The sequence below is a fragment of the Pseudomonas petroselini genome, assembly GCF_045037875.1.
Classification (GTDB): Bacteria; Pseudomonadota; Gammaproteobacteria; order Pseudomonadales; family Pseudomonadaceae; genus Aquipseudomonas; species Aquipseudomonas petroselini.
Genome location: NZ_CP173614.1, coordinates 943419 through 968361 on the forward strand (window position 1 = coordinate 943419; position 24943 = coordinate 968361).

The following is a 24943-nucleotide window of genomic DNA, read 5'->3' on the forward strand; positions in this document are numbered from 1 at the left end:
ACAAAGCGTCGCGTCTAATTGCCAGTACTGATCTACCGATAGATGACGTCGATCAAGACTCTTTTTGCGATTTCTGAAACAGCGCGAAACACGCTTCCGCCAAGGCAGAGCGGGGTGCGCTGCGGCGCATGATCAGCCCCAAGCGCGCCAGGGTGTGGGCGTCGTCGATGGGTTGCAGGCGCAAATGCTCGGTGAGCGCGTCCAGGCCCCCGTCCAGGGGCATCACCGCGCAACAGAGTCCGCCGTGCACGGCTTGTAACAACTGATGGACGGCATCGGTTTGTAACAGCGGCTGTGGGTGCAAGCCCCGGCTGTGGAAGTTGTGGTCGATGGACTGGCGAAAGTGCATGCCGCTGGTGAGCATGCCCAAGGGCAGTTCGATCAGTGCTTCCCAGCTCAGCGGTGTGTCGCCGAAGCTGAAAAAGCGCTGGTCGTAAAGCAGGCCCATGCGCGTTTCGCCCAAGGCCAGCGAGTCGAAGCGTTCATTGTCCAGCCGCTCCAAGTAGGACACGCCCAAATCCAGGCGATTGCTCGCCAGTTGTTCAAGGATTTGTTCGGAGCTGAGTGCCGACAGCTCGAAACGCAGGCTTGGGTGCTCTTTGTGCAGTTGCTGCATTAATGCCAGTGGATCAAAGCTCGACAGCGGCACCACGCCCAGGCGCAACGTACCCACCAGGTTGCCGCGACAGGCGGCCGCTTCAGCCTGCAAGCCGTCATACGCCGCCAGCACGGTGCGTGCCCAGGCCAGTACCCGTTCGCCAGGCGCGGTGAACCCCTCAAAGCGCTGGCCGCGATTGACCAGGGGAAGATCAAGTTCTTCCTCAAGGCTGCGCAGGCGCATCGACAGGGTCGGTTGGGTGATGTGGCATCGTGCCGCCGCCTGGCCGAAGTGACGCGTCTCGTCGAGGGCGATGAGGAATTTCAGCTGTTTGATGTCCATCTTCGCTCCAGGGCTTATTCCAATGGCGGGGGGATTCTAGCGCGTTTGGGTCTTTGGTCGGGCTGGAACCCAAGTCTGTGGGACTGGTCTAGTCTTTGGCATCTGGAAACCAAACATCAAGGAGAGCGCACCATGAGTCTTATTAGCTTTATTAAGGAAGCGGGCGAGAAGTTGATCGACCTGTTGACGCCGGGTAATGCGAACGCGAGTGAGCAGTTGAAGGAGCACGTGGCGAAAGTGGGTCTGGGTAATCCGAATGTGCAGGCCACGGTGGATGGCGACAAGGTAACCGTCACCGGTGAAGTCGCCACCCAGGAAGAGAAAGAAAAGATTTTGCTGGCGCTGGGCAATATTGCCGGTGTGGCCAGTGTGGATGACCAGATCACCGTATCCGGCCCGGCCGTAGCTGCCGCCCGTTTCGTTGTGGTGAAAAAGGGTGACACCCTGAGCGCGATTTCCCTGGCGGTGTATGGCAACGCCAACCAGTACAACAAGATCTTTGAGGCCAACAAGCCGCTGTTGTCTCATCCAGACAAGATTTATCCAGGGCAGACGCTGCGTATTCCTGAGTAAGCCCAATACGAAAGGTGGGAGGGGGCTTGCCCCTCCCACATTGGTTCAAAGGCCGACAATGAGATCACGGTAGTCGCCGACGGCGGCAAATTCTGCCGTGTCCTTGGGCCCTTTTTTGCTGTCCGGCTCCTTCACCGCGAGCAAATGCTCCACACCAAACGCCTGGGCACTGCGCAGGATCGGCAGGGTGTCGTCGATAAACAAGCTGCGGGCCGGGTCGAAGTTAATGTCGGCTTGCAGGGCATCCCAGAACTGCGGGTTTTCCTTGGCGAAACCGTAGTCGTGGGAACTGATCAACCGCTCGAAATACGGCGCCAGTTCAATGCGTTCCAACTTCAATGACAGCGAATCACGATGAGCGTTGGTGATCAGGATCACACGCTTGCCGGCCTGTTTGATCGCCGCCAGAAAGGTATCGGCGTCTGGGCGCAGCGCGATCAGGTGGGCGGTTTCCAGCTTGAGTTTACGTACCGGGATATTCAGCTCGGCACTCCAGAAATCCAGGCAATACCATTGCAACTGTCCAGCGTTACGCTCGAACAGTGGCTGCAACTCCATCTCGGCCATGGCGCGGCTCACCCCGTGCAACTCGGCGTAACGCTGCGGCAGGTGCTCCATCCAGAAGTGGTTGTCGAAATGCAGGTCGAGCAGCGTGCCGTCCATGTCCAGCAGGACAGTGTCGATGGCGTGCCAAGGCAAAGAGGGCATGGGACGTTCTCATGTAAGTAAAGATATCCGACACAGACAATCGGAAAAGCCACGGTATAGTAACCCGATCACGCCAAGGAGCCGCTTATGCGCCAGAAACCCACCGTCCTCGCCCGCGAAATAGTCGCCAGTAGTCGTTTGTTCCGCGTGGAGGAAGTGCAATTGCGCTTTTCCAATGGCGTTGAACGGACCTACGAGCGCCTGGTGGGCCGCGGTGCCGGCTATGGGGCGGTGATGATTGTGGCGATGATCGACGAAGATCATGCGTTGCTGGTGGAAGAGTATTGCGGCGGCACGGATGAATATGAATTGTCCCTGCCAAAGGGCTTGATCGAGCCCGGCGAGGATGTGCTGGCGGCGGCGGACCGCGAGTTGAAAGAAGAAGCGGGCTACGGCGCGCGACAGTTGGAGCACATCACCGAGCTGTCGTTGTCGCCTGGTTATATGAGCCAGAAAATCCAAGTGGTGCTGGCCACCGATCTGTATGAAGAGCGCCTGGAAGGCGATGAGCCTGAGCCCATGCGTGTGGAGCGGGTCAACCTGCGTGAGCTGTCGCAGCTTGCGCAAAACGAGCAATTCAGTGAGGGCCGCGCCCTGGCCGCGCTGTACCTGGTACGAGACCTGCTGACCCAGCGAGGAGCGTTTAGCGCATGAGCGAACTGTTTTTAGGTCACCCGTTTATTGCCCCTGTGATCGAACTGGCCCGCCAGGCCGGTGAAGTGATATTGCCGTACTGGCGAGCCGACGTGGCCGTCACCTCCAAGGCTGACGATTCGCCCGTGACGGCAGCGGACTTGGCCGCTCACCATCTGATTCTCGCCGGCCTCACCGCGCTGGACCCCAGCATCCCCGTGCTGTCTGAAGAGGATGCCGATATCGACCAAAGCGTGCGTGCCGGCTGGCAGCGCTGGTGGTTGGTAGACCCGTTGGATGGCACCAAGGAGTTCATCGCCGGCAGTGAAGAGTTCACCGTCAATATCGCCTTGATCGAACAAGGCCGGGTGATATTTGGCGTGGTGTCGATGCCCACCAGTGGCCGTTGCTACTTCGGTGGCGCGGGCCTGGGCGCCTGGCGCTCGGATGTGAATGAAGCGCCCAAGCAGATTCAAGTTCGCGAGGCGCCGGCGGCGGGCGAGTCGTTTACGGTGGTGGCCAGTCGTCGGCACACCAGCCCCGAGCAGGAACGCTTGTTGGACGGTTTGAGCGAAGGCCTGGGCGCACTGAAGCTGGCGAATATCGGCAGTTCGTTGAAGTTTTGCTTGTTGGCCGAGGGCAGCGCGGATTGCTACCCGCGCCTGGCGCCGACGTCGCAGTGGGACACCGCAGCCGCCCAAGGCGTGCTGGAAGGCGCGGGCGGTGAGGTGTTGGAGTTGAGCGGTGAACCGTTCAGTTACCCGGCGCGTGCATCGTTGTTGAACCCGTTCTTCCTGGCGTTGCCGGCGAAGGCAGCATGGCGTGAGCGGTTGCTCACCCTGGCCAGGTCTTAAGGCCACAGCCGATCAAAATGTGGGAGGGAGCAAGCCCCCTCCCACAGGTGTTTTGTGTTGGGGCGGTTAGCGGTGCAGGACGTACTGGCCAGTAAACGTCACCGCTCGTTCCTCACTGCCCTCATTCACAATCCACGTCTCCAACGTCAATCGCGCGCGGCCATAGCGCTTGTACGTCGCCACGAAACGTTTCCACACCTTCTCCTCCGGCGCCTGGCACACCACCGTCGCATCCCGCGTAACCGGCAGCGGATAACTGATCTGCCCCTCCTGAATCACGATATGCCCGTCTTCAATGCCTGCTTCGCGCAACTGCAAGTGCAGCCAGCCCCAGCCCGCCAGCACCGCGCCGCAATACAGGCTGCCGCCGAACATGGTGCTCTTGTGGTTGATGTTGGCGTGCAAGGGCAGATGCAGTTCCAACCGTTGGTCGTGCCAGTCGAGCACCTTGAGGCCCATTTCCCGGGTAAGGGGGATGTCATGGTGAAGGATGGATTCCAGGTAACGGCTGTCGCGGCTCATGGCGGCCTCATGGCGGGTGGGAGTGGTCATTCGTCGTCGCCACTTTGGTTGGCGAAATTCAGGCCGTGCTTGCGCAGTTTGTCGTGCAGTGTCTTGCGCGGTACGCCCAGGGCTTCGGCGAGGCTGCGCATGGAACCGTGGGGGCGAGTCAGTTCGGCCGCGATCAGGCTCTTTTCGAACTGCTCGACTTGCTCGCTCAGGCCGCCGGGTGTGGAGGTCAGGACGCCAGCCGCTGGGTTATCCGGCGAACTGTCCAGCGCCAGTTCCAGGCCCAGGGCGAAGCGTTCGGCGGCGTTCTGCAATTCACGTACGTTGCCCGGCCAGCTATGGCGCAACAGCAGCGCGCGCTGCCCCGGTTGCAGCTCATGCAGTGGCAGGCCGTGGCGGCTGCTGGCTTCGTCGGCGAAGTGCTGGAACAACATCAGTGCATCTTCACCGCGCTCACGCAGTGGCGGAATGCGCAGCGGCGCGACGTTGAGGCGGTAATACAAGTCGGCACGGAAGCGGCCCTGGTCGGCGGACTGGCGCAGGTCTTCCTTGGTCGCGGCGATGATGCGGATATCCAGCGGGATCAACTGATTGCCGCCCAGGCGCTCCACCACGCGCTCCTGCAACAGGCGCAAGAGTTTGACCTGTACATCCAGGCTCATGCTTTCAATTTCATCGAGGAACAAGGTGCCGCCGTTGGCGAATTCGAACTTGCCGATACGACGCTTCTGCGCGCCGGTAAAGGCGCCGGGCTCATGGCCGAACAGCTCGCTTTCGACGACCGATTCGGCCAGCGCCCCGGCGTTGATCGCCACAAAGGGGCCGCTACGACGACTGGACAGGTCGTGCAGTGCGCGGGCGACCACCTCTTTGCCGGCGCCGGTTTCGCCGAGAATCAGCACATCGGCCTTGGTCGCGGCCAACGCGCCGATCTGTTCGCGCAGGCGCAGCATTTGCGGGGAGTGCCCCACCAGGCGCGTGCTCAGTTGCTGGCGGTCGCTGAGGGCCAGGCGCAGGCTGCGGTTGTCCAGCACCAGGCGGCGCAGGGCCAGGGCGCGACGCACGCTGTCGAGCAGGGCGTCGCTGGCGAACGGCTTTTCCAGGAAATCATAGGCGCCGGCGCGCATGGCTTGCACCGCCAGCGGCACGTCGCCGTGGCCGGTGATCAGCAGCACCGGCAGGTCCGGGTCCTGGCCGTGCAGTTCTGCCAGCAACTCCAGACCGTCCATGCCGGGCATGCGGATGTCGCTGACCACTACGCCTGGCCAGTCCCGCGACAAGCGCGCGGTGAGGCCGGTGGCTTCGCCCAGGGTCAGGACTTTCAGCCCGGCCAGGTCCAGGGTCTGGCACAAGGCCTGACGCAGGTGTGGATCGTCGTCGATCAACACCACCTGAATCTGGTTATCGATACTCATACACTGCGGTCCTCGGACGGTTGCAGACTGACGCCCGGCGAGCCGGCACGCAATTTCAAGGTTAACAGCGCGCCGCCTTCCTTGTGGTTGGCGAACAGCAGTTCGCCGCCAAAGGCACGCATCAGGGTGTCACAGATCGCCAGGCCCAAGCCCAGGCCCTGGGTGCGTGTCTTGGTGGTATAGAACGGCTCGCTGGCGCGGCCCAGGGCCTCCATGCAAAAGCCCGGGCCGTTGTCGCGAATGTACAGGTTGACGCCCTGTTCGGTGGTTTCGGCACTCAGCCACAGTTTGCGCGGCGGGCCTTTTTCGGTGAGGGCGTCGAGGGCGTTGGCCAGCAGGTTGCCGAGCACCTGTCGCAGGCGAGTTTCGCCGGCTTGCACCCACAGGGTCGCTTCCGGCAAGTCACGGATCAGCTCCACCTCCATCGACCGCCGCCGCTTGGCCAGCAACGCCAGCGCATCGTCCAGCGCCGGTTGCAGGGCCACGCTCTCTGGCGCATGGCGGTCGCGGCGGGCAAAGGCGCGCAGGTGGGCGATGATCGAGGCCATGCGCCCGGTCAGTTCGCTGATCAGCTTGAGATTGCCGCGCGCATCAGTGGTGCGCTCATGGTCGAGCAGGATCTCGGCGTTTTCCGCGTAGCTGCGAATCGCCGCCAGGGGTTGGTTGAGTTCATGGCTGATGCTCGCCGACATGGTGCCCAATGCCGACAGTTTGCCCGCCTGCACCAGGTCATCCTGGGCGCGCACCAATTCCTGCTGGGCGTGTTCGCGTTCCAGCACTTCCTGTTTCAGGCGACGGTTGAGGCCTTCCAGGTCGCTGGTCCGCTCGACCACGCGCGCTTCCAGCTCGCGACGGGCCTTGGCTTCAAAGGCAATGCGTTCCAGGTAATGGCGGCGGCGTTGCATCATCAACCCCAGCAGCAACATCAAGACCAAGAGCGTGGCGCCGCCCACCGCAACGACTGTACGCACCGGCCGGTTGATCAGCGAGCGCGGCGCGAGGATCTCCACGTTCCAGCCCGTCTCGGCGATGGCCGTGGATTGACGCAGCCAAGCGGTGCTGCTCAGGCTCAGCGGCTGCGGATCGCGGGTCGGGTAGGGCTGGATGGCGATGATGGCCTGGCGCTCTGCGGCGGTCAGCGGCCGGGTGGCGCGAAATCGCCATTGCGGGCGCGACGTCAAGATGACCACGCCGTTATGGTCGGTCACCAAGAGCTGTTCCGGGGTATTGCCCCACAGGCTTTCGGTGTGGTCCAGGTCCACCTTGACCACCAGCACACCGATGATTTTCTCGCCATCACGCACGGCGGCAGCAAAGAAGTAACCGCGTTTGGCCGAGGTGGTGCCCAGGCCGAAAAAGCGCCCCAGGCGTCCGTCCATGGCTTCGCTGAAGTAGGGGCGGAACGAGAAGTTGCGCCCGACAAAGCTGTCCTGTTTATCCCAATTGGACGCGGCGAGGGTCTTGCCGCGGGTGTCCATCAGGTACATCACTTCCACCCCGGCCTGGGCGGCGACATCCTTGAGCAGCAGGTTGGCGTTGACCAGGTTGGTGCTGACTTGGGGCGCATCCAGCGCTGTGCGCAGGGCCGGCAGGTCGCCGAGGATCTGCGGCAACACTTCATAGCGGTGCAGGGTGCCGAGCAGGTTGGCCACGTACAGATCGAGGGTCTGACGATTCTGCCCCGCCAGCTCGCTGCGGTAATAACGCTCAGCCAGGTGCTCCAGCGGCCACAGCAGCGGTGCCAAGCACAACGCCAGCAGGGCGAGGCTGCGCCAGCGGGGTCTACGCGGGAGGGATGGGGTCATGGGAGTCATGCGCCTGTGGGGACAGGCGCATTATGCCTAGTGCGGCTGTGCAAGACACTCGCGTAATGCGTCTTGCCAGCTCGGCTGGCTGACGTGCCATTGCTGCTGCAGGCGGCTGCAGTCAAGGCGCGAGTTCAAGGGGCGCTTGGCTGGCGTCGGGTAGGCACTGGAAGGGATCGCTTCCAGTTCGGCGCACGCTTTGCCCTGCGTGCGCAGATGCGCGCCGATGGCCTCGGCAAAACCGAACCACGAGGTCTCACCTTGGTCGGTCAGGTGGTAGACACCCCATTCTCCCGGTTCGCCCGCTTGCCAGCGCTCGATCAGCGCACGCGTGCTGCGCGCGATGCTGCCAGCCCACGTCGGCGCGCCGATCTGGTCGGCGACGATGCGCATCTGAGGTTTCTCCTGCAGCAGGCGCTGCATGGTCAGCAGGAAATTCTTGCCATGGCTGGAATAGACCCAGCTGGTGCGCAGGACCAAGTATTCGCCGCCCACCGCCGCAATCGCCTCCTCGCCCGCCAGTTTGCTCTGGCCGTAGACGCCCAGCGGGTTCGGCGTGTCAGCTTCGGTATAGGGGGCCGGCTTGCTGCCGTCGAACACGTAGTCGGTTGAGTAGTGGATCAACGGGCTGCCCAGGGCCTTGGCTTCTTCTGCGAGAACACCAGGAGCAATGGCGTTGATCGCGAACGCCGCGTCCGGCTCGCTTTCGGCTTGATCGACGGCAGTGTGGGCTGCGGCGTTGATGATCAGGTTGGGGCGATGGGCCCGGATTTGCTGGCGGATCTGGTCGACGTTGGCCAGGTCAAGCTGGTCGCGGCCCAGGACGATGAGCTCGCCCAGGCCTTGGAGCTGCAGTTGCAGTTCTCGGGAGACTTGGCCGTGTTGGCCGGTGATCAAGACCTTCATGGGAAAAGGTCTGCCTCTTTCAGGCTTTTGCCGTTTTGATCCTTGCCGGACAGCGTCGGGGTACCGGCAAACTGCCAATCGATATCCAGATCAGCATCGTCCCAGCGAATGCAGCGTTCCGCAGAGGGCGTGTAGTAATCGGTGGTTTTGTAGAGGAATTCAGCAGAGTCACTGAGCACGACAAAACCATGGGCAAACCCCGGCGGAATCCACAGTTGACGGCTGTTTTCGGCAGACAAGCGCACGCTGGCCCATTTGCCAAAATGCGGTGAGCTGCGGCGGATGTCCACCGCTACGTCCAGGACTTCACCCGCTGTGACACGCACCAGTTTTCCCTGAGCGTGTTCGATCTGGTAGTGCAAACCGCGCAAGACGCCTTTTTGCGAACGCGAGTGGTTGTCCTGGACAAAATCCACGTGCTGACCAGTGGCTTGTGCGAAATTCCGGGCGTTGTAGCTCTCATAGAAAAAACCGCGTTCATCGCCAAAAACCTTCGGCTCGATGATCAGTACACCGGGCAACTCAGTGGCGGTCACCTTCATGCAGTTTCCCCTGCGAGCGTGAAAAGATATTGACCATAGCCGGTCTTGCCAAAGTACTTGGCACGCTCCAGCAGATAGTCACGGTCGATCCAGCCATTTTCGTAGGCGATTTCTTCCAGGCAGGCGACTTTCAAGCCCTGGCGATGCTCGATGGTCTGCACATAGGTGGAGGCTTCGAGCAGGCTGTCATGGGTACCGGTGTCCAGCCAGGCAAAGCCGCGGCCGAAGCGCTCTACGTGCAGGTCGCCACGCTTGAGGTAGGCGTTGTTGACGTCGGTGATCTCAAGCTCCCCACGGGGCGAAGGCTTAACGTCCTTGGCGATCTTGATCACGTCGTTGTCGTAGAAATACAGGCCGGTGACCGCATAGGGCGACTTGGGCTTGGCCGGTTTTTCTTCGATGGACAGGGCACGGCCTTCCTTGTCGAAGTCGATCACGCCAAAACGCTCCGGGTCCTTGACCCAGTAGCCGAATACCGTGGCCCCGCTAGCGCGTTCGGCCGCGGTGCGCAATTGATCGCCGAAGTGCTGGCCGTGGAAGATGTTGTCGCCCAGGATCAGGCACACCGGGTCTTCGCCGATAAACGCCTCGCCAATCAGGAACGCCTGGGCCAAGCCATCGGGCGACGGCTGTTCGGCATAACTGAAACGCACGCCAAACTGGCTGCCATCACCCAGCAGGTTGCGGTATTGCGGCAGGTCCACCGGTGTGGAAATCACTAGGATGTCTTTGATCCCCGCCAGCATCAGCACCGAGATCGGGTAGTAGATCATCGGCTTGTCGTACACCGGCAGCAATTGCTTGGAGACGCCCAGGGTAATGGGGTGCAAACGCGTGCCGGAACCGCCGGCCAATACGATTCCCTTCATCATGCAATCAGATCCTTAAAGTCGGTGTTGCCCAAACGTTCGCCCTGATAACTGCCGTCCTGGACCCTGCGGCACCATTCCAGGTTATCGAGGTACCACTGCACGGTCTTGCGCAAACCGGATTCGAAGGTTTCTTCAGGAACCCAGCCCAGCTCGCGTTCAATCTTGCTCGCATCGATCGCATAGCGCTGATCGTGGCCTGGGCGGTCCTTGACGAAGGTGATCAGGTCGGCAAATTGCGCGACCCCGGCCGGGCGCTGTGGCGCGAGCTCTTCGAGCAGGGCGCAGATGCCGCGCACTACGTCGATATTCTTCTGCTCGTTGTGCCCGCCAATGTTGTAGGTCTCGCCGACCACACCTTCGGTGACTACTGTGAGCAGTGCGCGGGCGTGGTCTTCGACGAACAGCCAGTCGCGCACCTGCAAGCCGTCACCGTAGACCGGCAGTGGCTTGCCCGCGAGGGCGTTGAGGATCACCAGCGGGATCAGCTTCTCGGGGAAGTGGAACGGCCCGTAGTTGTTCGAGCAGTTGGTCAGCAAAACCGGAAGGCCGTAGGTGCGCTGCCAGGCGCGGACCAGGTGGTCGGACGCTGCCTTGCTGGCCGAGTACGGTGAGCTGGGCGCATAGGGTGTGGTTTCAGTGAACAGATCGTCCACACCATGCAAGTCGCCGTACACCTCGTCGGTGGAAATGTGATGGAAGCGGAACGCGCGCTTGGCCGGCTCATCGAGCTTCTGCCAATAGGCGCGGGTGGCTTCAAGCAAGCTGTAGGTACCGACGATGTTGGTCTGGATAAAATCCGACGGGCCGTCGATGGAGCGGTCGACATGGGACTCGGCTGCCAGGTGCATGATCGCCTGCGGCTCGAAGCGCGCCAGTACGGCGCTGACGGTGGCCTGGTCGACGATATCGGCCTGGACGAACTCATAGCGGCTGTCGGACGCGATGCTGGTCAGCGACTCCAGGTTGCCGGCGTAGGTGAGTTTGTCCAGGTTGAGCACTTGGTGCTCGGTGTTTTCAATCAAATGGCGGATCAGGGCAGAGCCGATAAAACCAGCGCCGCCGGTGATGAGAATGCGCATGTCGGGGGCCTTTTCCTTAGACGGACATTAAGCGAATGAAGCATAGCTTGAGTTGTGACGCAGGGCTGCGCAAGCGCGGTGTGCATTGGGGGTTGCCTTAACCCCCTTAAAGGTGGCGATATAGACGCCTGAAAAAACAGAGGTCGTCACAATGTTGCTCGCCACGTTGATTCATCGCGCCAGCCTGCCTTGCCCACACGTCAGCTCCGACCGGGCCGCACAGTTGCTCGAGCAGCATTACGGCCTCACCGGCACCTTGCAGTCACTGGGTAGCCAGCAAGACCTCAATTATAGAGTCGACAGCGACCGTGGCCGCTTCGTTCTGAAGATCTGCCGGGGTGACTACGCGGCCGTTGAGCTGCAGGCGCAGCACGCGGCGCTGAACAGTCTGAAGGCCGATGCACACGTGCAGGTGCCCGAGGTCATCCAGGCGCTCACCGGTGAAGAGTTGCTCTCGGTCGTGGTGGACGGCCAGACCCTGCATCTGCGGCTGTTGGGGTACATCGACGGCCAGCCGTTGACCCATCAGCCCCATCTGGGCCGTGACGTGATCGCAGGCTTTGGTGAGCTGTGCGGGCGCATGAACCTGGCGCTGGCCGATTTCAAGCACCCTGGTCTGGATCGCACCTTGCAGTGGGACCCGCGTCACGCCCAGGCATTGATTGCCCACCTGCTGGCGACGCTTGAAAACCTGCCCCAGCGCGCCGCACTGGAGCAGGCGGCCGAGCAGGTCGCGACGCGCCTGCACGCCGTGGCCGACCGCCTGCCGTGGCAAGCGGTGCACATGGACATCACCGACGACAACGTCGTGTGGCAGCGTGATGCGCAGCGGCATTGGCAGGTCCGGGGCGTGATCGATTTCGGCGACCTGGTGCACACCTGGCGTATTGCCGACCTGTCGGTCACCTGCGCCGCCCTGTTGCATCACGCTGAGGGCGATCCCTTTGCGATCTTGCCGGCGATCCAGGCCTGTCACGCGGTGACACCGTTAGAGCCGGCAGAATTGCAGGCGCTGTGGCCGCTGATCGTCGCCCGTGCGGCGGTGCTGGTCTTGAGCAGCGAGCAACAGCAGCGCCTGGACCCGGATAATACTTACCTGTTGAAAAACGCCGAGCATGAGTGGGAAATTTTCCATGTGGCGACGTCAGTGCCGTTTGAGCTGATGGAGGCGGCGATTCTAAGCAGCGTCGGGCAGGCACCGGCACCGATCGACGGGCAAGGCTTCGCGCCTTTGCTGCCGGGGCTGGTCGGGCGTGAGTTCGCGCTGATCGACCTGGGTGTACTCAGCCCGCATTTCGACGCCGGGAATTGGGAGCAACCCGGTATCGATCAGCGTTTGTTGCAGGATGCGGCGCTGCTGCACGGCCTGGCCGCGAGTCGCTATGGGCAATACCGTTTGTCGCGTACCCAGCCGGACAGCGCCCACGAGCCCGAGACCTTCCCGTTGCACGTCGAATTACAGGTGCCTCAGGGGACTGCCGTTGAAGCGCCGTTCGCCGGCATTGTGCGATCGGGTGTCAATGGCGAACTCCAGGTGCACAGCAACGCGATAAACGTACGACTGTGGGGCGTAAAAGCGCTGGTTCAGCCGGGTGGGGCGGTGCTCAAGGGCCAGGTGATCGGTGCGGTTGAAGGCCCGCTGACCGTGCAACTCTGCCGCACTGACGGGCCCGCACCGCTGTTTTGCACGCCTTCCCGCGCGCAGGCCTGGCAAACGCTGTGCCCTTCACCCGCAGCGGTGCTGGGATTGGCCTGCGACGCCGAACCTGAGTTGGACCCCGAGGCCCTGCTGGCCCGCCGCGACGCCAGTTTCGCCCGTTCGCAAAAGCACTATTACGTCGACCCGCCGCGCATCGAGCGCGGCTGGCGCAATCACTTGATCGATATGCAGGGCCGTTCCTACCTGGACATGCTCAACAACGTGGCCGTGCTGGGCCACGGTCACCCGCGCATGGCGGCGGTGGCGGCGCGGCAATGGTCATTGCTCAACACCAACTCGCGCTTTCACTACGCGGCGATTGCCGAGTTTTCCGAACGTTTGCTGGCGCTGGCACCGGAAGGCATGGACCGGGTGTTCCTGGTCAACAGTGGTACCGAAGCCAATGACCTGGCGATCCGCCTGGCCTGGGCCTACAGCGGCGGGCGCGACATGCTCAGCGTGCTGGAGGCTTACCACGGTTGGTCGGTGGCGGCGGATGCAGTGTCCACGTCGATTGCCGACAACCCCAAGGCCTTGAGCAGCCGCCCGGATTGGGTGCACCCGGTGACGGCGCCCAACACCTATCGCGGTGAGTTCCGTGGGCAGGACAGCGCGCCCGATTACGTCAGAAGCGTGGAGCACAACCTGGCGAAAATCGCCGCGAGCAAGCGCCCATTGGCGGGCTTTATCTGTGAGCCGGTGTACGGCAATGCCGGTGGTATTTCGTTGCCACCGGGCTATCTGCAGCAGGTGTATGCGCGGGTACGCGCCCAGGGTGGCGTGTGCATCGCCGATGAGGTGCAGGTGGGTTACGGCCGCATGGGGCATTTTTTCTGGGGCTTTGAAGAGCAGGGTGTGGTGCCCGATATCATCACCATGGCCAAGGGCATGGGCAACGGCCAGCCCCTCGGCGCGGTGATTACCCGGCGTGAAATTGCTGAGGCGCTCGAGGCCGAGGGGTATTTCTTCTCGTCGTCGGGAGGCAGCCCGGTGAGTTGCCGGATCGGCATGGCCGTGTTGGATGTGATGCAAGAAGAAAAGCTGTGGGAAAACGCCCAGGTGGTCGGTGGGCATTTCAAGGCGCGACTGGAACAACTGATCGATCGCCATCCTCTGGTGGGCGCCGTCCACGGCTCCGGGTTTTATCTGGGCCTCGAGTTGGTGCGCGACCGGCAAACGCTGGAGCCCGCCACCGAAGAAACAACGTTGTTGTGTGACCGCCTGCGGGAGTTGGGAATTTTCATGCAGCCCACCGGTGATTATTTAAACATTCTCAAGATCAAGCCGCCGATGGTCACGTCCCGACGCAGTGTGGACTTCTTTGTCGACATGCTGTCGAAGGTGCTGGATGAGCAGCTGTAAATAATCGATTGTTATCGGTTAATTGCTGTCATATTCATCGCCTATCATATTTTTTAGCTTATAAAGCCGATTTTTATCCGCTATAAAGTCGGCCTTCACCCCATTCGGAGTCCTGAACGCCATGACCACCCTGCACAGCACCCCTCGCGCCGATGGCTTCCACATGCCTGCCGAATGGGCGCCACAGACCCAGACCTGGATGATCTGGCCTGAGCGCCCGGACAACTGGCGCCTGGGCGGCAAGCCGGCGCAGGCCGCTCACGTGGCGGTGGCCAAGGCCATTGCGCGGTTTGAGCCGGTCACCGTGGCGGTTTCCGCCGGCCAGTATGAAAATGCCCGTGCGCGCCTGGATGTGCCAAATATCCGTGTGGTGGAGATGTCCAGTGACGACGCCTGGGTGCGCGACACCGGCCCTACTTTTGTGATCAACCACACTGGCGAAGTGCGCGGCGTGAACTGGGACTTCAACGCCTGGGGCGGTTTTGACGGCGGCCTGTATTCGCCGTGGAACCGCGACTCGCAGGTCGGCGGCAAAATCCTCGAGATCGAACGCGCCCCGCGCTATCGCACCGAAGGCTTTGTGCTGGAGGGCGGTTCGATCCATGTCGACGGCGAAGGCACCCTGATCACCACCGAAGAATGCCTGCTCAACCCCAATCGCAACCCGCACCTCGACCGTGCCCAGATCGAAGCGGTGCTGAGCGCCAATCTGGCGGTGGATAAGATCATCTGGCTGCCGGACGGTCTGTTCAACGACGAAACCGACGGCCACGTGGATAACTTCTGCTGCTACGTGCGTCCAGGGGAAGTGCTGCTGGCCTGGACCGATGACCCGCAAGACCCGAACTACGCACGCTGCCACGCCGCGATGAAGGTGCTGCAAAGCAGCACTGACGCCCAGGGTCGCTCGTTCACAGTGCATAAAATGCCGATCCCCGGGCCGCTGTATGCCACCGAGGCAGAGTGCGCCGGTGTAGACCCGGTTGACGGCACCCAGGAGCGTAATCCGACCGTGCGGTTGGCCGGTTCCTACGTCAACTTCCTGATCGTCAACGGTGGCATCATCGCGCCGAGCTTCGATGACCCGCTGGACAGCCAGGCCAAGGCGATCCTGCAGGACCTGTTCCCGCAGCACGAAGTGGTGATGGTGCCCGGCCGCGAACTGTTACTGGGTGGCGGCAATATCCACTGTCTGACCCAACAGCAGCCCGCGCCGCACAAAAATTGAGTGCAGTTGTAACAGCATCCTGGCGATAGCCGGGGCCACCCGGTTTCAACGCCCCCAGCAAGCCCGCGCCCCAGCAAGGTCGCGGGCTTTTTTGTGTCCACCTGCCTATGAACACGAGACATTGGCATAGCTCTTGTATCGCTGTTGTCACAGTGGCCCAGGGTGATGACTGCGCAGTTCTGTCATAAACCTTGAGTAAGTTAGCCGCTCACGCAGTAGGAGAGAGCGCTGAAATGAATGCCGATATCAACCTGATGTACACGCGTACCTTCCACCCCTTGCGGGTCGACGGTGACGCGATTCATGCGCTGGCGCTCTGGTTGAAGGAAAACGGCTCGCGGCAGATCCGGCAGCAGCCTGATTGGCGCAGCGTGATGAGTGAACGGTACCCGGTGGGCTTGTTCAGTGAGGACGAAGTGCACGCGTTGTGCGAGTTGATAAACAACTAGAGAACACTGAGATCAAAATGTGGGAGCGAGCAAGCCCGCTCTCACATTTGAAGGGTGTGTAGCTTTAGAAACTGTACGTGCCTGTCACCACCAGACTGCGCGGATCCCCTGGCTGAATCTGCGCCACACTGGTCGCAGACGCGTAGTAGGTTTTATCCGCGATATTGTTCAGCGCCGCCCGCACATCCCACTCCTTCTGGCGGAAGCCGGCCAATGCGTCCCAACGGCCATAGCCCGGCAGCACCACGGTGTTGAGGCTGTCGGCATAGCGATCGCCCACCAACGTCAAACCGGTTTCCGCATACCAGCCCATCTCCGGTTTCCAGGTGATGAACAGGCTGGCATTGCGCTTGGCCACATCGCTGACGCGCTTGCCTTCGAAGCCGTTGTTGTCCTTCTCGACCTTGGCGTCTTGCAGGCCCACACCACCGCGCACGTACCAGTTGCCGACGAGCTTGCCGGTGGCGGTCAGCTCAACGCCGCGTGAGCGCTGCAAACCGCTGAGCAGGGTGATGGTGCGGTTCAGTGGGTCGCTGGTGCGGCGGTTGTAGAGTTCCAGTTCGTACACCGCCAAGGTGGTGCTCAGGCGGTCGTCGAGCCAGTCGCTCTTGACCCCGATTTCCTTCTGCTTGGTCAGCTCGGGACTCAGGTCGTTGACGCTGCCGGCGGCGTTTGGCGTGATGCCGATCAGGCCGCCACCCGCAGGCGAGAAGGTCTTGCTCCATGAGGCGTAGAACGAATGATGCTCCAGCGGCGTCCAGACCAGGCCGAAGCGCGGGCTGGTGCTGTGGCTTTTAACGTCCTGCTGGGTGTTGAGCAGCTTGTTCTTGGTGTCGACCTCGAAGCGGTCGTAGCGCAGGCCTGCGAGTATCTGCCACTGGTCATTCAGGCGCAGTTGGTCCTGTACATAAAGGGCGCGGCTTTCGACTTCGGTGTGGTTGTCACTCGACACACTCATCCGCCCGGTATGGCTGAGGTTACGATTGGGCTGGTTGAGGTCCAGAGGCGGTACGACGCGGCCGCCTTGTGCGACGGTAGTGGCGGTGTACAGCTTCGGATCACGGCGCTGGCTGCCCAGTTCAAGGCCGGTGAGCAGGCGGTGTTCCAGGCCGAAGGTGCTGAAGCCACCTTCGAGCTCGACGCTATTGAAGATGTTGAGGGTGGTCAGGTCCTGCTGCCAGCGCTGGCGCGTGACGCTGTTGGTCGCCGGGGTGTAGCCGGTGAGGTAGGTGTTGTCGAAATCACTGTCGAGCTTGAACACACCTAAGGTCTGGCGCAGTTGCCAGTTGTCGTTGAGCTCATAGGCCAACTTGGAGCGCAGCGACTGCGTCTTGTCGTCGATGTAATCGCGGCTGTCGCCGTAGGTCGTGCTGCGGCTCACATCTGCCGGCCGGCCGTTGACCCCGGGAATGCCACGGTCCGGCGTGCGGTTGTAGCGGCTGTATTCGTACTGCACCAGCCAGTTCAGGTCCGGCGTGAGCTGCCAGCTCATGGACGGGGCGAACAGTTGGCGATTGCCGCTGACGCCATCACGAAAGCTGTTGTTGTCCTGGTTGCCCATGTTCAGGCGCAGGCTGATGTTGTCGGTGGGGTCGGTGCTGAGGTCGGCATACACACTGCGCAGATCGTTGCTGCCGCCTTGGGCCTCGATGCTCGACGTGTGCCCGGCGGTGGGCAGTTTGCTCACGCGGTTGACGATCCCTCCCTGACCGCCTCGCCCGTAGAGTACCGCGGCCGGGCCTTTGAGCACTTCGATGCGCTCGATGTTATGCAGGTCGCGAACGTACTGGCTGTCGTCGCGGATGCCATCCAGATAGAAGTCATTGCTCGCGTCGAAACCGCGGATGCGCAAACTGTCAAAACGCGTGTCGGCGCCGCTGCTCACGTTGGGAATCCCGCTCAACGCCTGGCCCAGGTCATTGGTGCCGTAGGAACGCAGGCTTTCGGTCTTCACTGAATCGATAGCCTGGGGCACATAACGCACCGGTGTGGCGGTGCGGGTGGCGGTGCTGGTTTCCTTGATGCGCGGGTCGTCTTCGTCAGCTTCGGCGCTGATAGAGGTTTCGGGCAAGGTGGTGGCCGCACAGGCAAAACCGGCAGACAGCAGAACAGAAAGCCCAAGGGTAAGGGGCGTCAGGCGAGGGGCTGGCATGAAGGAATGTATCCGAATTGTTAGGGAGGAAAACTGCGCGTTAATGGTAATGCTTTGCATTTGCGTAAGTTATGTATTCCCAAACGTACCGGCTTTGAAATGTATTACTAAATGTGTTTTTTGACGTTTCAGGTGCGGTTTTTTGTCGCTTTCAGAACGGCTGAAGCGCATCGCTTAGAATTATTTCGCCTAAATACAGACGATTCGCGAAATTGACACATAGTTCCGGGCGCGACTAGGATTGCGCCCAACGCCTGTGGCTAACCGCCATGACTCATCCAATAAAAAAGGCCCGCGGCATGTTCAGTCGTCCGCGGGCCTTCTTTTTTCCGGAATCAGTCGACACCAGAAAAGCGACACGGAGCCTGGTGTCACAGCGCGTACTCAACCAGGAATAAGGAATACAAGAAAATGTTGAAGCAACGGATGAGTCTGATCGCTCTGGGGATTTTGAGCGCATCGACAGCAATGGCAAACGACCAGGACCAGTCCAAGGGTTTTATCGAAGACAGCCACCTGAACATCGCCGCACGTAACGCCTACATCAGCCGTGACTACAAAAACGGCAAGCAAGACAAAGCCGAATGGGGCCAAGGCTTCATCGGCAAGCTCGAGTCTGGTTTCACCCAAGGCACCGTCGGTGTGGGTGTGGACGTGATCGGCCAATACGCTATCCGTCTGGACGGTGGTAAAGGTCGCGCCGGCGCGGGCGGTATCGACTTCTTCAAACCGGGCAATGGCACCACCGACAACCCTGGCTCGGCACCACACGACCTGGCCAAGGGCGGCGCTGCCGTGAAGTTCCGCGTTTCCAACACCGTGCTCAAGTACGGTGACCAGTTCCCGGCCGTGCCTGTGCTGCAGTACGACAACTCCCGTCTGTTGTCGGAAACCTACACCGGTACGTCGATCGTTTCCAAAGAGATCGCCGGTCTGCAACTGGACGCGGGTCACTTCACCAAAGAAGCGCGCAAGAGCGCGGAAGGCACCGACAGCGGCCGCCTGAAAAGCATCGACTACATCGGTGGTAGCTACAAATTCACCGAGAGCTTGTCGGCTGCGCTGTATGCCTCGGACATGCAGGACGTGCTGAAGAAGCAATACGTCAACGTCAACTACGTCCTGGCCCTGCCAGAGAAGCAATCGCTGACGTTTGACTTCAACGGCTACAAAACCAAGCTGGACCGCAGCTTCGCCCTGGAAAACCAGAAAGATGCTGACGCCCGCGACAACAAAATCTGGAGCCTGGGCGCCACGTGGGCTGTTGGCCCGCACAGCTTCACCGTCGCTCACCAGCGCAGCACCGGTGACACCGGCTACCTGTACGGCGGCTACCGCAACGCTGGCGGCATCGGCGACGGTGGTAACACCATCCTGCTGGCCAACTCTTACTGGTCTGACTTCAACGGTAAGGACGAGCGTTCGTGGCAAGTCGGCTACGGCATCGATTTCGCCACCTTCGGCGTACCGGGCCTGACCTACAACGTCGCCTACGTGCGCGGTACCAACATCGACGACGGCACCAACCGCGGCGATGGCTCCGAGCGTGAAATCTGGAACCAGTTCAAGTACGTGGTCCAGAGCGGTCCGGCCAAAGACCTGAGCCTGCGTGCTCGTGCCTCGTGGCTGCGCGTCTCCAATAACGCTGACCAGTACAACGTAGGCGGTAACGAAATCCGTCTGTTCGCCGACTACCCGATCAACGTTTTCTAATTGATCTGGCGTCGCGCCTGATGCCAGGCGCTAAAAAACCCCGACTGGTTCGGGGTTTTTTTTTTGCCCGCCAGTGCGAGGCATGTTTGTTACACCACGGCACTGATGATGTACCCGGCCCCATCTTTATCCCCTCCCGATGCACGCCTACGGCTTCTTCTATATCACTCAACTTGCCATTGCCGAGATGGAAAAGAACAACGCCGGCGACATCGTCCACATCACCAAAGGCGGCCTGAACTCAGCGCCCAAATCATTGGCGATTGAATACGCCAAGCGCGGTATCCGAGTGAATGCGGTAAGCCCGGGGATCATCAAGACGCCGATGCATGGCGAGGAAAGCCATGCTGCGCTGGGGCAAATGCACCCGGTTGGGCACATGGGGGAGGTGAGTGAAATCGCCCAGGCGATTATTTATCTGGAGAATGCGGGGTTCGTGATGGGGGAGAGTCTTCATGTAGATGGCGGGCAGAGTGCCGGGCATTGATCTACACGTCCCGGCTTGATTGGGCCGGGCGTTATCTTGTCTTGGTGAGGTTGTGCGCAGGCTGGGAAGGGGGTTCACCTGCCATTTGGCACTTTAAGAAATTGAGCTCTTCCGGGAAATAGGCAGAAGGTGACAAGGTCGGAGAAGCTATCAACCAGGTGAGGGCGTCGGTTGAGCAAAAATGAAGTGTGGGCTTTTTTTGGGCATTTCGGCCAAAACGGCGCCCAAAATTTTTCGTGCTTTCCAACCCTCAGAAACCAAAAAGCCCCGCATTGCGGGGCTTCGAGATATGGTGCGGCACCAGACGAACGGTAGCATTCGGTGCGGCTAGGTTTTTTGTGGGTCTGGAAGTCGGTGGAAAATTTGGCGTACCCCAACTGGTAACTATAAATAAATCAGCTAGTTATGGCGTTTGATGGACTCGAATCGGGCTTCTGAAGCAGTTGACTACATTGCCCCACGTCGGCCGAACTCTTCGTATCACCCATAGGTGGGGATGATCGATGACTTGCGAACTCTATAGGTTTACCACCTAGCGATGCATCGTCGGATGTGGACGATCGAGTGGCATTTTGCTACCTTCCAAGGGCAACAAATGAAAAACCTTATAACGCCATTTAAATGGAATATAAAAGTGGGAATGGATGAATATTAATTTTGATATTTCAGATCAGTTCAATAATTGGCTTCTATCGAAAGCTTAAGTTATTTCCCCTTAAAGACGTTCTGATTAGCGTGGAGGGTTAATGGCGGTTGTTGAATTATTAGATCGACTAAGATATTCTTCTACGATAAAGAAACATGGAAGTAAGATATGATGACTTGGCCTGCACATTATCCTAATCAGTGTCCTCCCTCTTCTGCCAGTTCTACTGCTGGGGTCGTATATCGATTTATCAACGGTCGCAACCCAGCTGCTAAAGATTTTTTAAGCTATTATCATCTAAAGCCAGAGCATGATTGGGGAACTCAGGAATGTAATGCGCGTGGGCTTTCTGTTTATGCAGATCTTTCCGCTTGTTACGAGTTGGCGGAGGCTGTGCCGGCCATGAAAAAGAAGAAAATCGCGGTGGCGAAGTTTAGTGCCCCGTTAGGAGTATGGGCCAGTACGCCTTCGTCTAATTGCCAGGGGCATAAAACTTGGTGGCTTCCGGAAAATATCCAAAATATTGTTGATGTATTTACAGTAATTGCTAGGGAGTCAAGCAATGCTTAGTCTTCCAGTATCTACGCAGCTCGGAGAGTTGACGTTCTTTGAGGTTTTTGAGTTCTTTGATTTTCCACGTCTTTTTACATGTAGAAATCGGTCAGGCTCTTTTTTTCTAGTGGTCTCAACTTATGATGATGGTGAGCGCTTTGAATGGCTTTATTTGCCTATTTCTATAGATCGAATTAATACATTAATCGATCGGAGAATGAATTTAAATCAAGCTTTTTTGTTACCAGAGGACGGATATCTAGCAAAGGTTGAAACGAATTTCTATGGGGTGGGGTTAGTAGAATTCATTTTTCCAGAACAGGTTCCCCTAGATGATCTTCCGACAGAAAATGCATTTCTTAAGTCTACAACTAGAAAGAAGTACGGTTTAGGCGCTATTGATGCAGAGGAAGCAGCATTATCATCAAATAGGGAGACTTATAATATACATCTATATCCTGTTGACACCAATTTACCCGAGATCGGAATTAGATCATTGGGTCATATGTTAATTACCTCTCAGGAGTTGGTTGACGCTCTTGGTCAAACAGTTGAGGGGAACGTCACAGTCAAAGGTCCAATTCCTGCGGCGGTTTTAGATAAAACCAGATTGAATGCTTGTCAAATATTCGAAGGTTCTTTTGGTATTCAATTTAAATCAAATTTAAATGTCGAGCTTTTTTCTAATTCGTTATTGGCTGAGTCATTGCAGTTAATGATGGTGTTGATGTTGGCTGGTGATGATGAAGATCAGCTGAGCAATCAGCTTCACTTGTTACGTGCGCGTGTAACCTCTAAATATAGGGCTTTCTTGAAAGAGGTAAAAATGCTTGGGTCCCCGATTAAAATAGAATGGGGATCACCAAATAAAGAGCTGAGTAAGTCAGTGACCTTGTCAAGGGAGCAAGTTGACAAAGCATATGAAATTGTATCGCAGATCGAAGTTGATATGTCTACTGAGCACGTAGTGATTGCAGAGTTGCTTGGATTGGATACCCGAACTAATCGCTATAGATTGCGTACTAATGATAATGTTGAGTATAGTGGTAAGGTTTTGGATGAGGCTGTAACAAGTGTAAGGCATTCGAAAATAAATGATATGTATAAAGCTGTTTTGAAGAAGGCGGTCCAAGTCAGTTCGATGTCTGGACATGAAACGGTACGGTGGTTGCTTGTTTCGCTTTCTAAGATAGAGTGATTTTGTTTGAGTATTCGGGAAATATACTCCAAAAAATAACCAATGATTTAAATGTGCGCTACGGGTATGCGAGTTTCTGTATGGTATTTATAGTTTTTTCTCTCGGAAAAAATTAGGTATGTTTTCTAGTTTAAGCTTGAATCGTCTATTGGAGATGGTTTGCTAGACGGAAAATAAATCTGTGCCCATGTTCTATACCTGCTGAAGGAATATTTTAGGTTGGGATTACCCCCCCCCTCGCGGTGGAGGAAAAATAAATCTGCGGCCTTTTTCGTTTTGAGCTTGACCATATTGTTTAGGTTTTTCTGGAGTACTATAAATGCGTAGCGATGAGATGTCGTCATTGGTTCCAATATCTCCTGAGTCTTATATTGCTGATAGGGTGGCTCAATATAAAGGCTGGTATGATAAGAAAGCTGTAAGAATGAAAAGTCGGTATTTGTATATGCGTGCCTTCTCTGTGGTTGGAGGAAGTGTTGTACCTGTTTTAGCGAATGTGTCATTTTCGTATATTGTTTTAGGTGTTTCGGTAATACAGCTTCTCCTTACTGTTATTAGTTTGTTGGTTGTTATTGCGGTGTCGTTAGAGAGCGTTTACCACTATAGGGAACAGTGGAAAAATTATCGATCTACCGAACAGTTGTTAGGTCATGAAGAGTTTTTGTATCGGTCTAGGGTGGGTCGATATTTCGGAATGAATGATCAAGAGGCGTTTCGGCTATTTGTAGAAAGAGTGGAGGAGGCTATAGCGATAGAAAATTCCGCGACGCTAAATGTGATGACTATGGCAAGTGAAACGGTTGAAGCGACAAAGCATGCCCAGCCAAGAGTTTCGCCTCAGGAGTGAGTGCATAAGTAGAAGTCAGGGGGGCAAGCCACCTTATCTGAGTCGAAACATGGCGTCTGTTAATGTACTTGGGCGCCTAAGAATCAAGAAGAACTTTAGTATATGCTTCATTTTAGGAGCTCCCGTCCGAAGTCGAACCGTTAAACGAAAGAACTTTCCAGATGGCAGGTTTTCGGGGGGGGGCGGGGATAGACGCTAGATTAATCTAGCGTCTGCATATCATTTAAGCTAGGAATTGTGGTCTGTCCCCGAATTATCCAGTACGAGGGTGGCTTTGTGCCGATCGAGCTACTCTATAAGAGTTGAAGTCGTGACTAGTTCCTTATGGCTGAAACTATCAGTGTTTTTTTTGAATTCGTTTCGCTCAACTATAGTTCGCTGCGCTGACACCAAGTTCAATATTATAGTATTTAGAAAAATTTTAGAAAGATGGCTCGACTCCCACTCGTCTCAGTAGCTCACATTGAATTTCTACTGCGGACAATCGTCGCTTTCCTGCGTCAGTTTTAACGTAAACTTCTTGACTTCCCGTTGCGAATAGCAAGGTGCGGCGAACTGCTGGGATTCTCACCTCGACGAGATATAGACTGTCAATAATTTTCATACCGTCACTTACGGGATGCAATTCTATTTGATAAGCAGTCGGTGCTATCGCGGGTGCAATTTTATGGAGCTTCTCTGTGACAACTCGCCGAAGCTCATCACATTCTCGCTCTGATAAAGACACACCAATAATAGATAAGTCTTCGTCGCGAACACCCCAATATATTGAGCCATTTTGCGAAACTCCAGCGTTCATGAACGCTACCGCATATTGATCGACGAGTGATTTTATTGACCCTATTGGATTATTTCCTTTTATCTCCTTCAGTTCGCAAACGCGGTTCTCTTGGTTCGGGAATTTAGCCCCTTTTATCCACGCTGGAATTTGCCTCCGTCTGCGCCCAGTGCTTTGTGGCGCGAAGAGACGGTTGTTGTAACCCGCCAATGCATCTGACCTCCTCTCAGGTTGAAAAATTTCGATGGTTGTGCCATTCACGAAAAAGTCCTCCCGGTTTGTGAAAACGACTACTTGGGAAATTTTTGCTATTTCGTTTAAAACCTCAATTGCAAAGACCCCAGTTGCTTGATCCCAATGCATCCCGAGGCCATCTATCAAAAGCGGCAGGTTTGATTTTGTTTTTTTTCGTATAGCTAACTCTCGCACAACGAGAGCTAAGTCGTTCTCGCCTCGTGATCCGATATATTGATTGGATGACCAGTTGTTACGCATCTGTAACCATCGCTCGTGATACTTAATACTTTCCGGTAACTCGCTCTCGATTACTTTCAGATCGTCATTTATCAGGTCATGCGATTCGCCTCCTTCCGCTAGAACCAGGCGCGCCCCGTAAGGGTCACTCATTGTGGCTAAGATTTGAATCGCCAATGGACATGGCTCCTGTGAAACGGAAACCCTCCCAGGCGAGTTCTCTGTGACATAAAGCGTCGCCATCTCAGTTAAAAAACCTTCAATCAGTGTGACTGATACCTCTGACGGTCCAGTGGCACCTTCGCGAGTCTGGATAGCAGGCCGTCCCACGATCGCAGCAATTATGGCACCACAAAGCTGAGTCTTCCCGGTTGCGTTGGCCCCCACCACGATGTTGATGGCAGCCCCCGAAAACTCGAAATCTGCCTTGATAAATGGACCAAAATTTATAAGCGAGACGTGTTTTACATACATATATGATCCTCTAAGCCCGTAGTCCGGCTTGCAGACGTCAATTAGCC

The 24943-nt window shown here is 57.7% G+C and carries 21 protein-coding genes and 1 pseudogene; 11 read left to right on the forward strand and 11 right to left on the reverse strand.

The annotated features are described in order from the left end of the window. Positions 1–52: 52 nt before the first annotated feature. Entirely contained in the window at positions 53–940 is an 888-nt protein-coding gene (locus tag ACI512_RS04435) for a LysR family transcriptional regulator (protein WP_012721703.1), read from the reverse strand. Between the two features lie 132 nt (positions 941–1072). Between ACI512_RS04435 and lysM the strand changes: the two genes are divergently transcribed. Then, the gene (gene lysM / locus ACI512_RS04440; protein ID WP_236379596.1) at positions 1073–1513 is read left to right on the forward strand and encodes a peptidoglycan-binding protein LysM; all 441 of its coding nucleotides are present in this window, start codon (positions 1073–1075) and stop codon (positions 1511–1513) included. A gap of 45 nt (positions 1514–1558) precedes the next feature. Here lysM and yrfG read toward each other — a convergent pair whose 3' ends face one another. Then, positions 1559–2221 carry a GMP/IMP nucleotidase gene (gene yrfG, locus ACI512_RS04445; RefSeq protein ID WP_236379597.1) on the reverse strand — a complete coding sequence of 221 codons (663 nt, stop codon included), beginning with the start codon at positions 2219–2221 and terminating at the stop codon, positions 1559–1561. A gap of 87 nt (positions 2222–2308) precedes the next feature. On the opposite strand from yrfG, the gene nudE reads away from it, so the two are divergent. After that, positions 2309–2875 carry an ADP compounds hydrolase NudE gene (gene nudE / locus ACI512_RS04450; protein WP_012721706.1) on the forward strand — a complete coding sequence of 189 codons (567 nt, stop codon included), beginning with the start codon at positions 2309–2311 and terminating at the stop codon, positions 2873–2875. Continuing rightward, the gene (gene cysQ, locus ACI512_RS04455; RefSeq protein WP_012721707.1) at positions 2872–3708 is read left to right on the forward strand and encodes a 3'(2'),5'-bisphosphate nucleotidase CysQ; all 837 of its coding nucleotides are present in this window, start codon (positions 2872–2874) and stop codon (positions 3706–3708) included. Before nudE ends, cysQ begins: the two co-directional genes overlap by 4 nt. A 66-nt stretch (positions 3709–3774) precedes the next feature. Here the strand turns inward: cysQ and ACI512_RS04460 are convergent, their stop codons facing one another. From ACI512_RS04460 to rfbB, 7 genes are read right to left on the reverse strand one after another with little or no spacing between them, the layout of a single operon-like run. Continuing rightward, a complete protein-coding gene (locus ACI512_RS04460; protein ID WP_064054136.1) occupies positions 3775–4230 on the reverse strand; it encodes a YiiD C-terminal domain-containing protein in 456 nt (151 codons plus the stop codon). A 26-nt stretch (positions 4231–4256) separates the two neighbouring features. Next, positions 4257–5633 (reverse strand): sigma-54 dependent transcriptional regulator, encoded by a 1377-nt coding sequence (locus ACI512_RS04465; protein WP_012721709.1) that lies wholly within the window; start codon positions 5631–5633, stop codon positions 4257–4259. Beyond that, the gene (locus ACI512_RS04470; protein ID WP_012721710.1) at positions 5630–7438 is read right to left on the reverse strand and encodes an ATP-binding protein; all 1809 of its coding nucleotides are present in this window, start codon (positions 7436–7438) and stop codon (positions 5630–5632) included. Before ACI512_RS04470 ends, ACI512_RS04465 begins: the two co-directional genes overlap by 4 nt. Before the next feature lie 36 nt (positions 7439–7474). Beyond that, the gene (gene rfbD / locus ACI512_RS04475; protein ID WP_236379599.1) at positions 7475–8344 is read right to left on the reverse strand and encodes a dTDP-4-dehydrorhamnose reductase; all 870 of its coding nucleotides are present in this window, start codon (positions 8342–8344) and stop codon (positions 7475–7477) included. Further along, complete coding sequence (gene rfbC, locus ACI512_RS04480; RefSeq protein WP_236379600.1) at positions 8341–8886, reverse strand: dTDP-4-dehydrorhamnose 3,5-epimerase; 546 nt, start codon at positions 8884–8886, stop codon at positions 8341–8343. The genes rfbD and rfbC overlap by 4 nt, the downstream gene beginning before the upstream one ends. Then, on the reverse strand, positions 8883–9758 hold the full coding sequence (rfbA, locus tag ACI512_RS04485) for a glucose-1-phosphate thymidylyltransferase RfbA (protein ID WP_046034607.1): 876 nt from the start codon (positions 9756–9758) through the stop codon (positions 8883–8885). The genes rfbC and rfbA overlap by 4 nt, the downstream gene beginning before the upstream one ends. Further along, positions 9755–10837 carry a dTDP-glucose 4,6-dehydratase gene (gene rfbB, locus ACI512_RS04490; RefSeq protein ID WP_012721714.1) on the reverse strand — a complete coding sequence of 361 codons (1083 nt, stop codon included), beginning with the start codon at positions 10835–10837 and terminating at the stop codon, positions 9755–9757. The genes rfbA and rfbB overlap by 4 nt, the downstream gene beginning before the upstream one ends. A 151-nt stretch (positions 10838–10988) precedes the next feature. On the opposite strand from rfbB, the gene ACI512_RS04495 reads away from it, so the two are divergent. From ACI512_RS04495 to ACI512_RS04505, 3 genes are all read left to right on the forward strand, one after another. Then, the gene (locus tag ACI512_RS04495; RefSeq protein ID WP_405121632.1) at positions 10989–13898 is read left to right on the forward strand and encodes an aminotransferase; all 2910 of its coding nucleotides are present in this window, start codon (positions 10989–10991) and stop codon (positions 13896–13898) included. 121 nt (positions 13899–14019) lie between these two features. Beyond that, the gene (aguA, locus tag ACI512_RS04500; protein ID WP_236379603.1) at positions 14020–15126 is read left to right on the forward strand and encodes an agmatine deiminase; all 1107 of its coding nucleotides are present in this window, start codon (positions 14020–14022) and stop codon (positions 15124–15126) included. A 233-nt stretch (positions 15127–15359) separates the two neighbouring features. Next, the gene (locus tag ACI512_RS04505; RefSeq protein WP_043204643.1) at positions 15360–15575 is read left to right on the forward strand and encodes a hypothetical protein; all 216 of its coding nucleotides are present in this window, start codon (positions 15360–15362) and stop codon (positions 15573–15575) included. Between the two features lie 64 nt (positions 15576–15639). On the opposite strand, the gene ACI512_RS04510 is transcribed toward ACI512_RS04505, so the two are convergent. Beyond that, positions 15640–17727, reverse strand: a complete 2088-nt coding sequence (locus ACI512_RS04510; RefSeq protein WP_236379604.1) for a TonB-dependent siderophore receptor — start codon at positions 17725–17727, stop codon at positions 15640–15642. A 411-nt stretch (positions 17728–18138) separates the two neighbouring features. Between ACI512_RS04510 and ACI512_RS04515 the strand changes: the two genes are divergently transcribed. The 5 genes and pseudogenes from ACI512_RS04515 (at position 18139) to ACI512_RS04535 (ending at position 23170) form a co-directional block, all read left to right on the forward strand. After that, positions 18139–19440 (forward strand): OprD family porin, encoded by a 1302-nt coding sequence (locus ACI512_RS04515; protein WP_064054129.1) that lies wholly within the window; start codon positions 18139–18141, stop codon positions 19438–19440. Positions 19441–19573: 133 nt separating this feature from the next. Then, positions 19574–19927, forward strand: a pseudogene (locus ACI512_RS04520) (SDR family oxidoreductase); the annotation flags it as partial. Positions 19928–20741: 814 nt separating this feature from the next. Next, a complete protein-coding gene (locus ACI512_RS04525) occupies positions 20742–21143 on the forward strand; it encodes a hypothetical protein (RefSeq protein ID WP_405121633.1) in 402 nt (133 codons plus the stop codon). Continuing rightward, complete coding sequence (locus tag ACI512_RS04530; protein WP_405121634.1) at positions 21136–22323, forward strand: DUF6575 domain-containing protein; 1188 nt, start codon at positions 21136–21138, stop codon at positions 22321–22323. Before ACI512_RS04525 ends, ACI512_RS04530 begins: the two co-directional genes overlap by 8 nt. 319 nt (positions 22324–22642) lie before the next feature. Next, positions 22643–23170 (forward strand): DUF4231 domain-containing protein, encoded by a 528-nt coding sequence (locus ACI512_RS04535; RefSeq protein ID WP_236383469.1) that lies wholly within the window; start codon positions 22643–22645, stop codon positions 23168–23170. Positions 23171–23591: 421 nt separating this feature from the next. On the opposite strand, the gene ACI512_RS04540 is transcribed toward ACI512_RS04535, so the two are convergent. Then, positions 23592–24896 (reverse strand): ATP-binding protein, encoded by a 1305-nt coding sequence (locus ACI512_RS04540; RefSeq protein WP_236383470.1) that lies wholly within the window; start codon positions 24894–24896, stop codon positions 23592–23594. Between the last annotated feature and the right edge of the window lie 47 nt (positions 24897–24943).

Coding starts and splice junctions, on each gene's coding strand:
- ACI512_RS04435 (WP_012721703.1), bottom strand. CDS start 940: ATGGACATCAAACAGCTGAAATTCCTCATCGCCCTCGACGAGACGCGT.
- lysM (WP_236379596.1), top strand. CDS start 1,073: ATGAGTCTTATTAGCTTTATTAAGGAAGCGGGCGAGAAGTTGATCGAC.
- yrfG (WP_236379597.1), bottom strand. CDS start 2,221: ATGCCCTCTTTGCCTTGGCACGCCATCGACACTGTCCTGCTGGACATG.
- nudE (WP_012721706.1), top strand. CDS start 2,309: ATGCGCCAGAAACCCACCGTCCTCGCCCGCGAAATAGTCGCCAGTAGT.
- cysQ (WP_012721707.1), top strand. CDS start 2,872: ATGAGCGAACTGTTTTTAGGTCACCCGTTTATTGCCCCTGTGATCGAA.
- ACI512_RS04460 (WP_064054136.1), bottom strand. CDS start 4,230: ATGAGCCGCGACAGCCGTTACCTGGAATCCATCCTTCACCATGACATC.
- ACI512_RS04465 (WP_012721709.1), bottom strand. CDS start 5,633: ATGAGTATCGATAACCAGATTCAGGTGGTGTTGATCGACGACGATCCA.
- ACI512_RS04470 (WP_012721710.1), bottom strand. CDS start 7,438: ATGACCCCATCCCTCCCGCGTAGACCCCGCTGGCGCAGCCTCGCCCTG.
- rfbD (WP_236379599.1), bottom strand. CDS start 8,344: ATGAAGGTCTTGATCACCGGCCAACACGGCCAAGTCTCCCGAGAACTG.
- rfbC (WP_236379600.1), bottom strand. CDS start 8,886: ATGAAGGTGACCGCCACTGAGTTGCCCGGTGTACTGATCATCGAGCCG.
- rfbA (WP_046034607.1), bottom strand. CDS start 9,758: ATGATGAAGGGAATCGTATTGGCCGGCGGTTCCGGCACGCGTTTGCAC.
- rfbB (WP_012721714.1), bottom strand. CDS start 10,837: ATGCGCATTCTCATCACCGGCGGCGCTGGTTTTATCGGCTCTGCCCTG.
- ACI512_RS04495 (WP_405121632.1), top strand. CDS start 10,989: ATGTTGCTCGCCACGTTGATTCATCGCGCCAGCCTGCCTTGCCCACAC.
- aguA (WP_236379603.1), top strand. CDS start 14,020: ATGACCACCCTGCACAGCACCCCTCGCGCCGATGGCTTCCACATGCCT.
- ACI512_RS04505 (WP_043204643.1), top strand. CDS start 15,360: ATGAATGCCGATATCAACCTGATGTACACGCGTACCTTCCACCCCTTG.
- ACI512_RS04510 (WP_236379604.1), bottom strand. CDS start 17,727: ATGCCAGCCCCTCGCCTGACGCCCCTTACCCTTGGGCTTTCTGTTCTG.
- ACI512_RS04515 (WP_064054129.1), top strand. CDS start 18,139: ATGTTGAAGCAACGGATGAGTCTGATCGCTCTGGGGATTTTGAGCGCA.
- ACI512_RS04525 (WP_405121633.1), top strand. CDS start 20,742: ATGATGACTTGGCCTGCACATTATCCTAATCAGTGTCCTCCCTCTTCT.
- ACI512_RS04530 (WP_405121634.1), top strand. CDS start 21,136: ATGCTTAGTCTTCCAGTATCTACGCAGCTCGGAGAGTTGACGTTCTTT.
- ACI512_RS04535 (WP_236383469.1), top strand. CDS start 22,643: ATGCGTAGCGATGAGATGTCGTCATTGGTTCCAATATCTCCTGAGTCT.
- ACI512_RS04540 (WP_236383470.1), bottom strand. CDS start 24,896: ATGTATGTAAAACACGTCTCGCTTATAAATTTTGGTCCATTTATCAAG.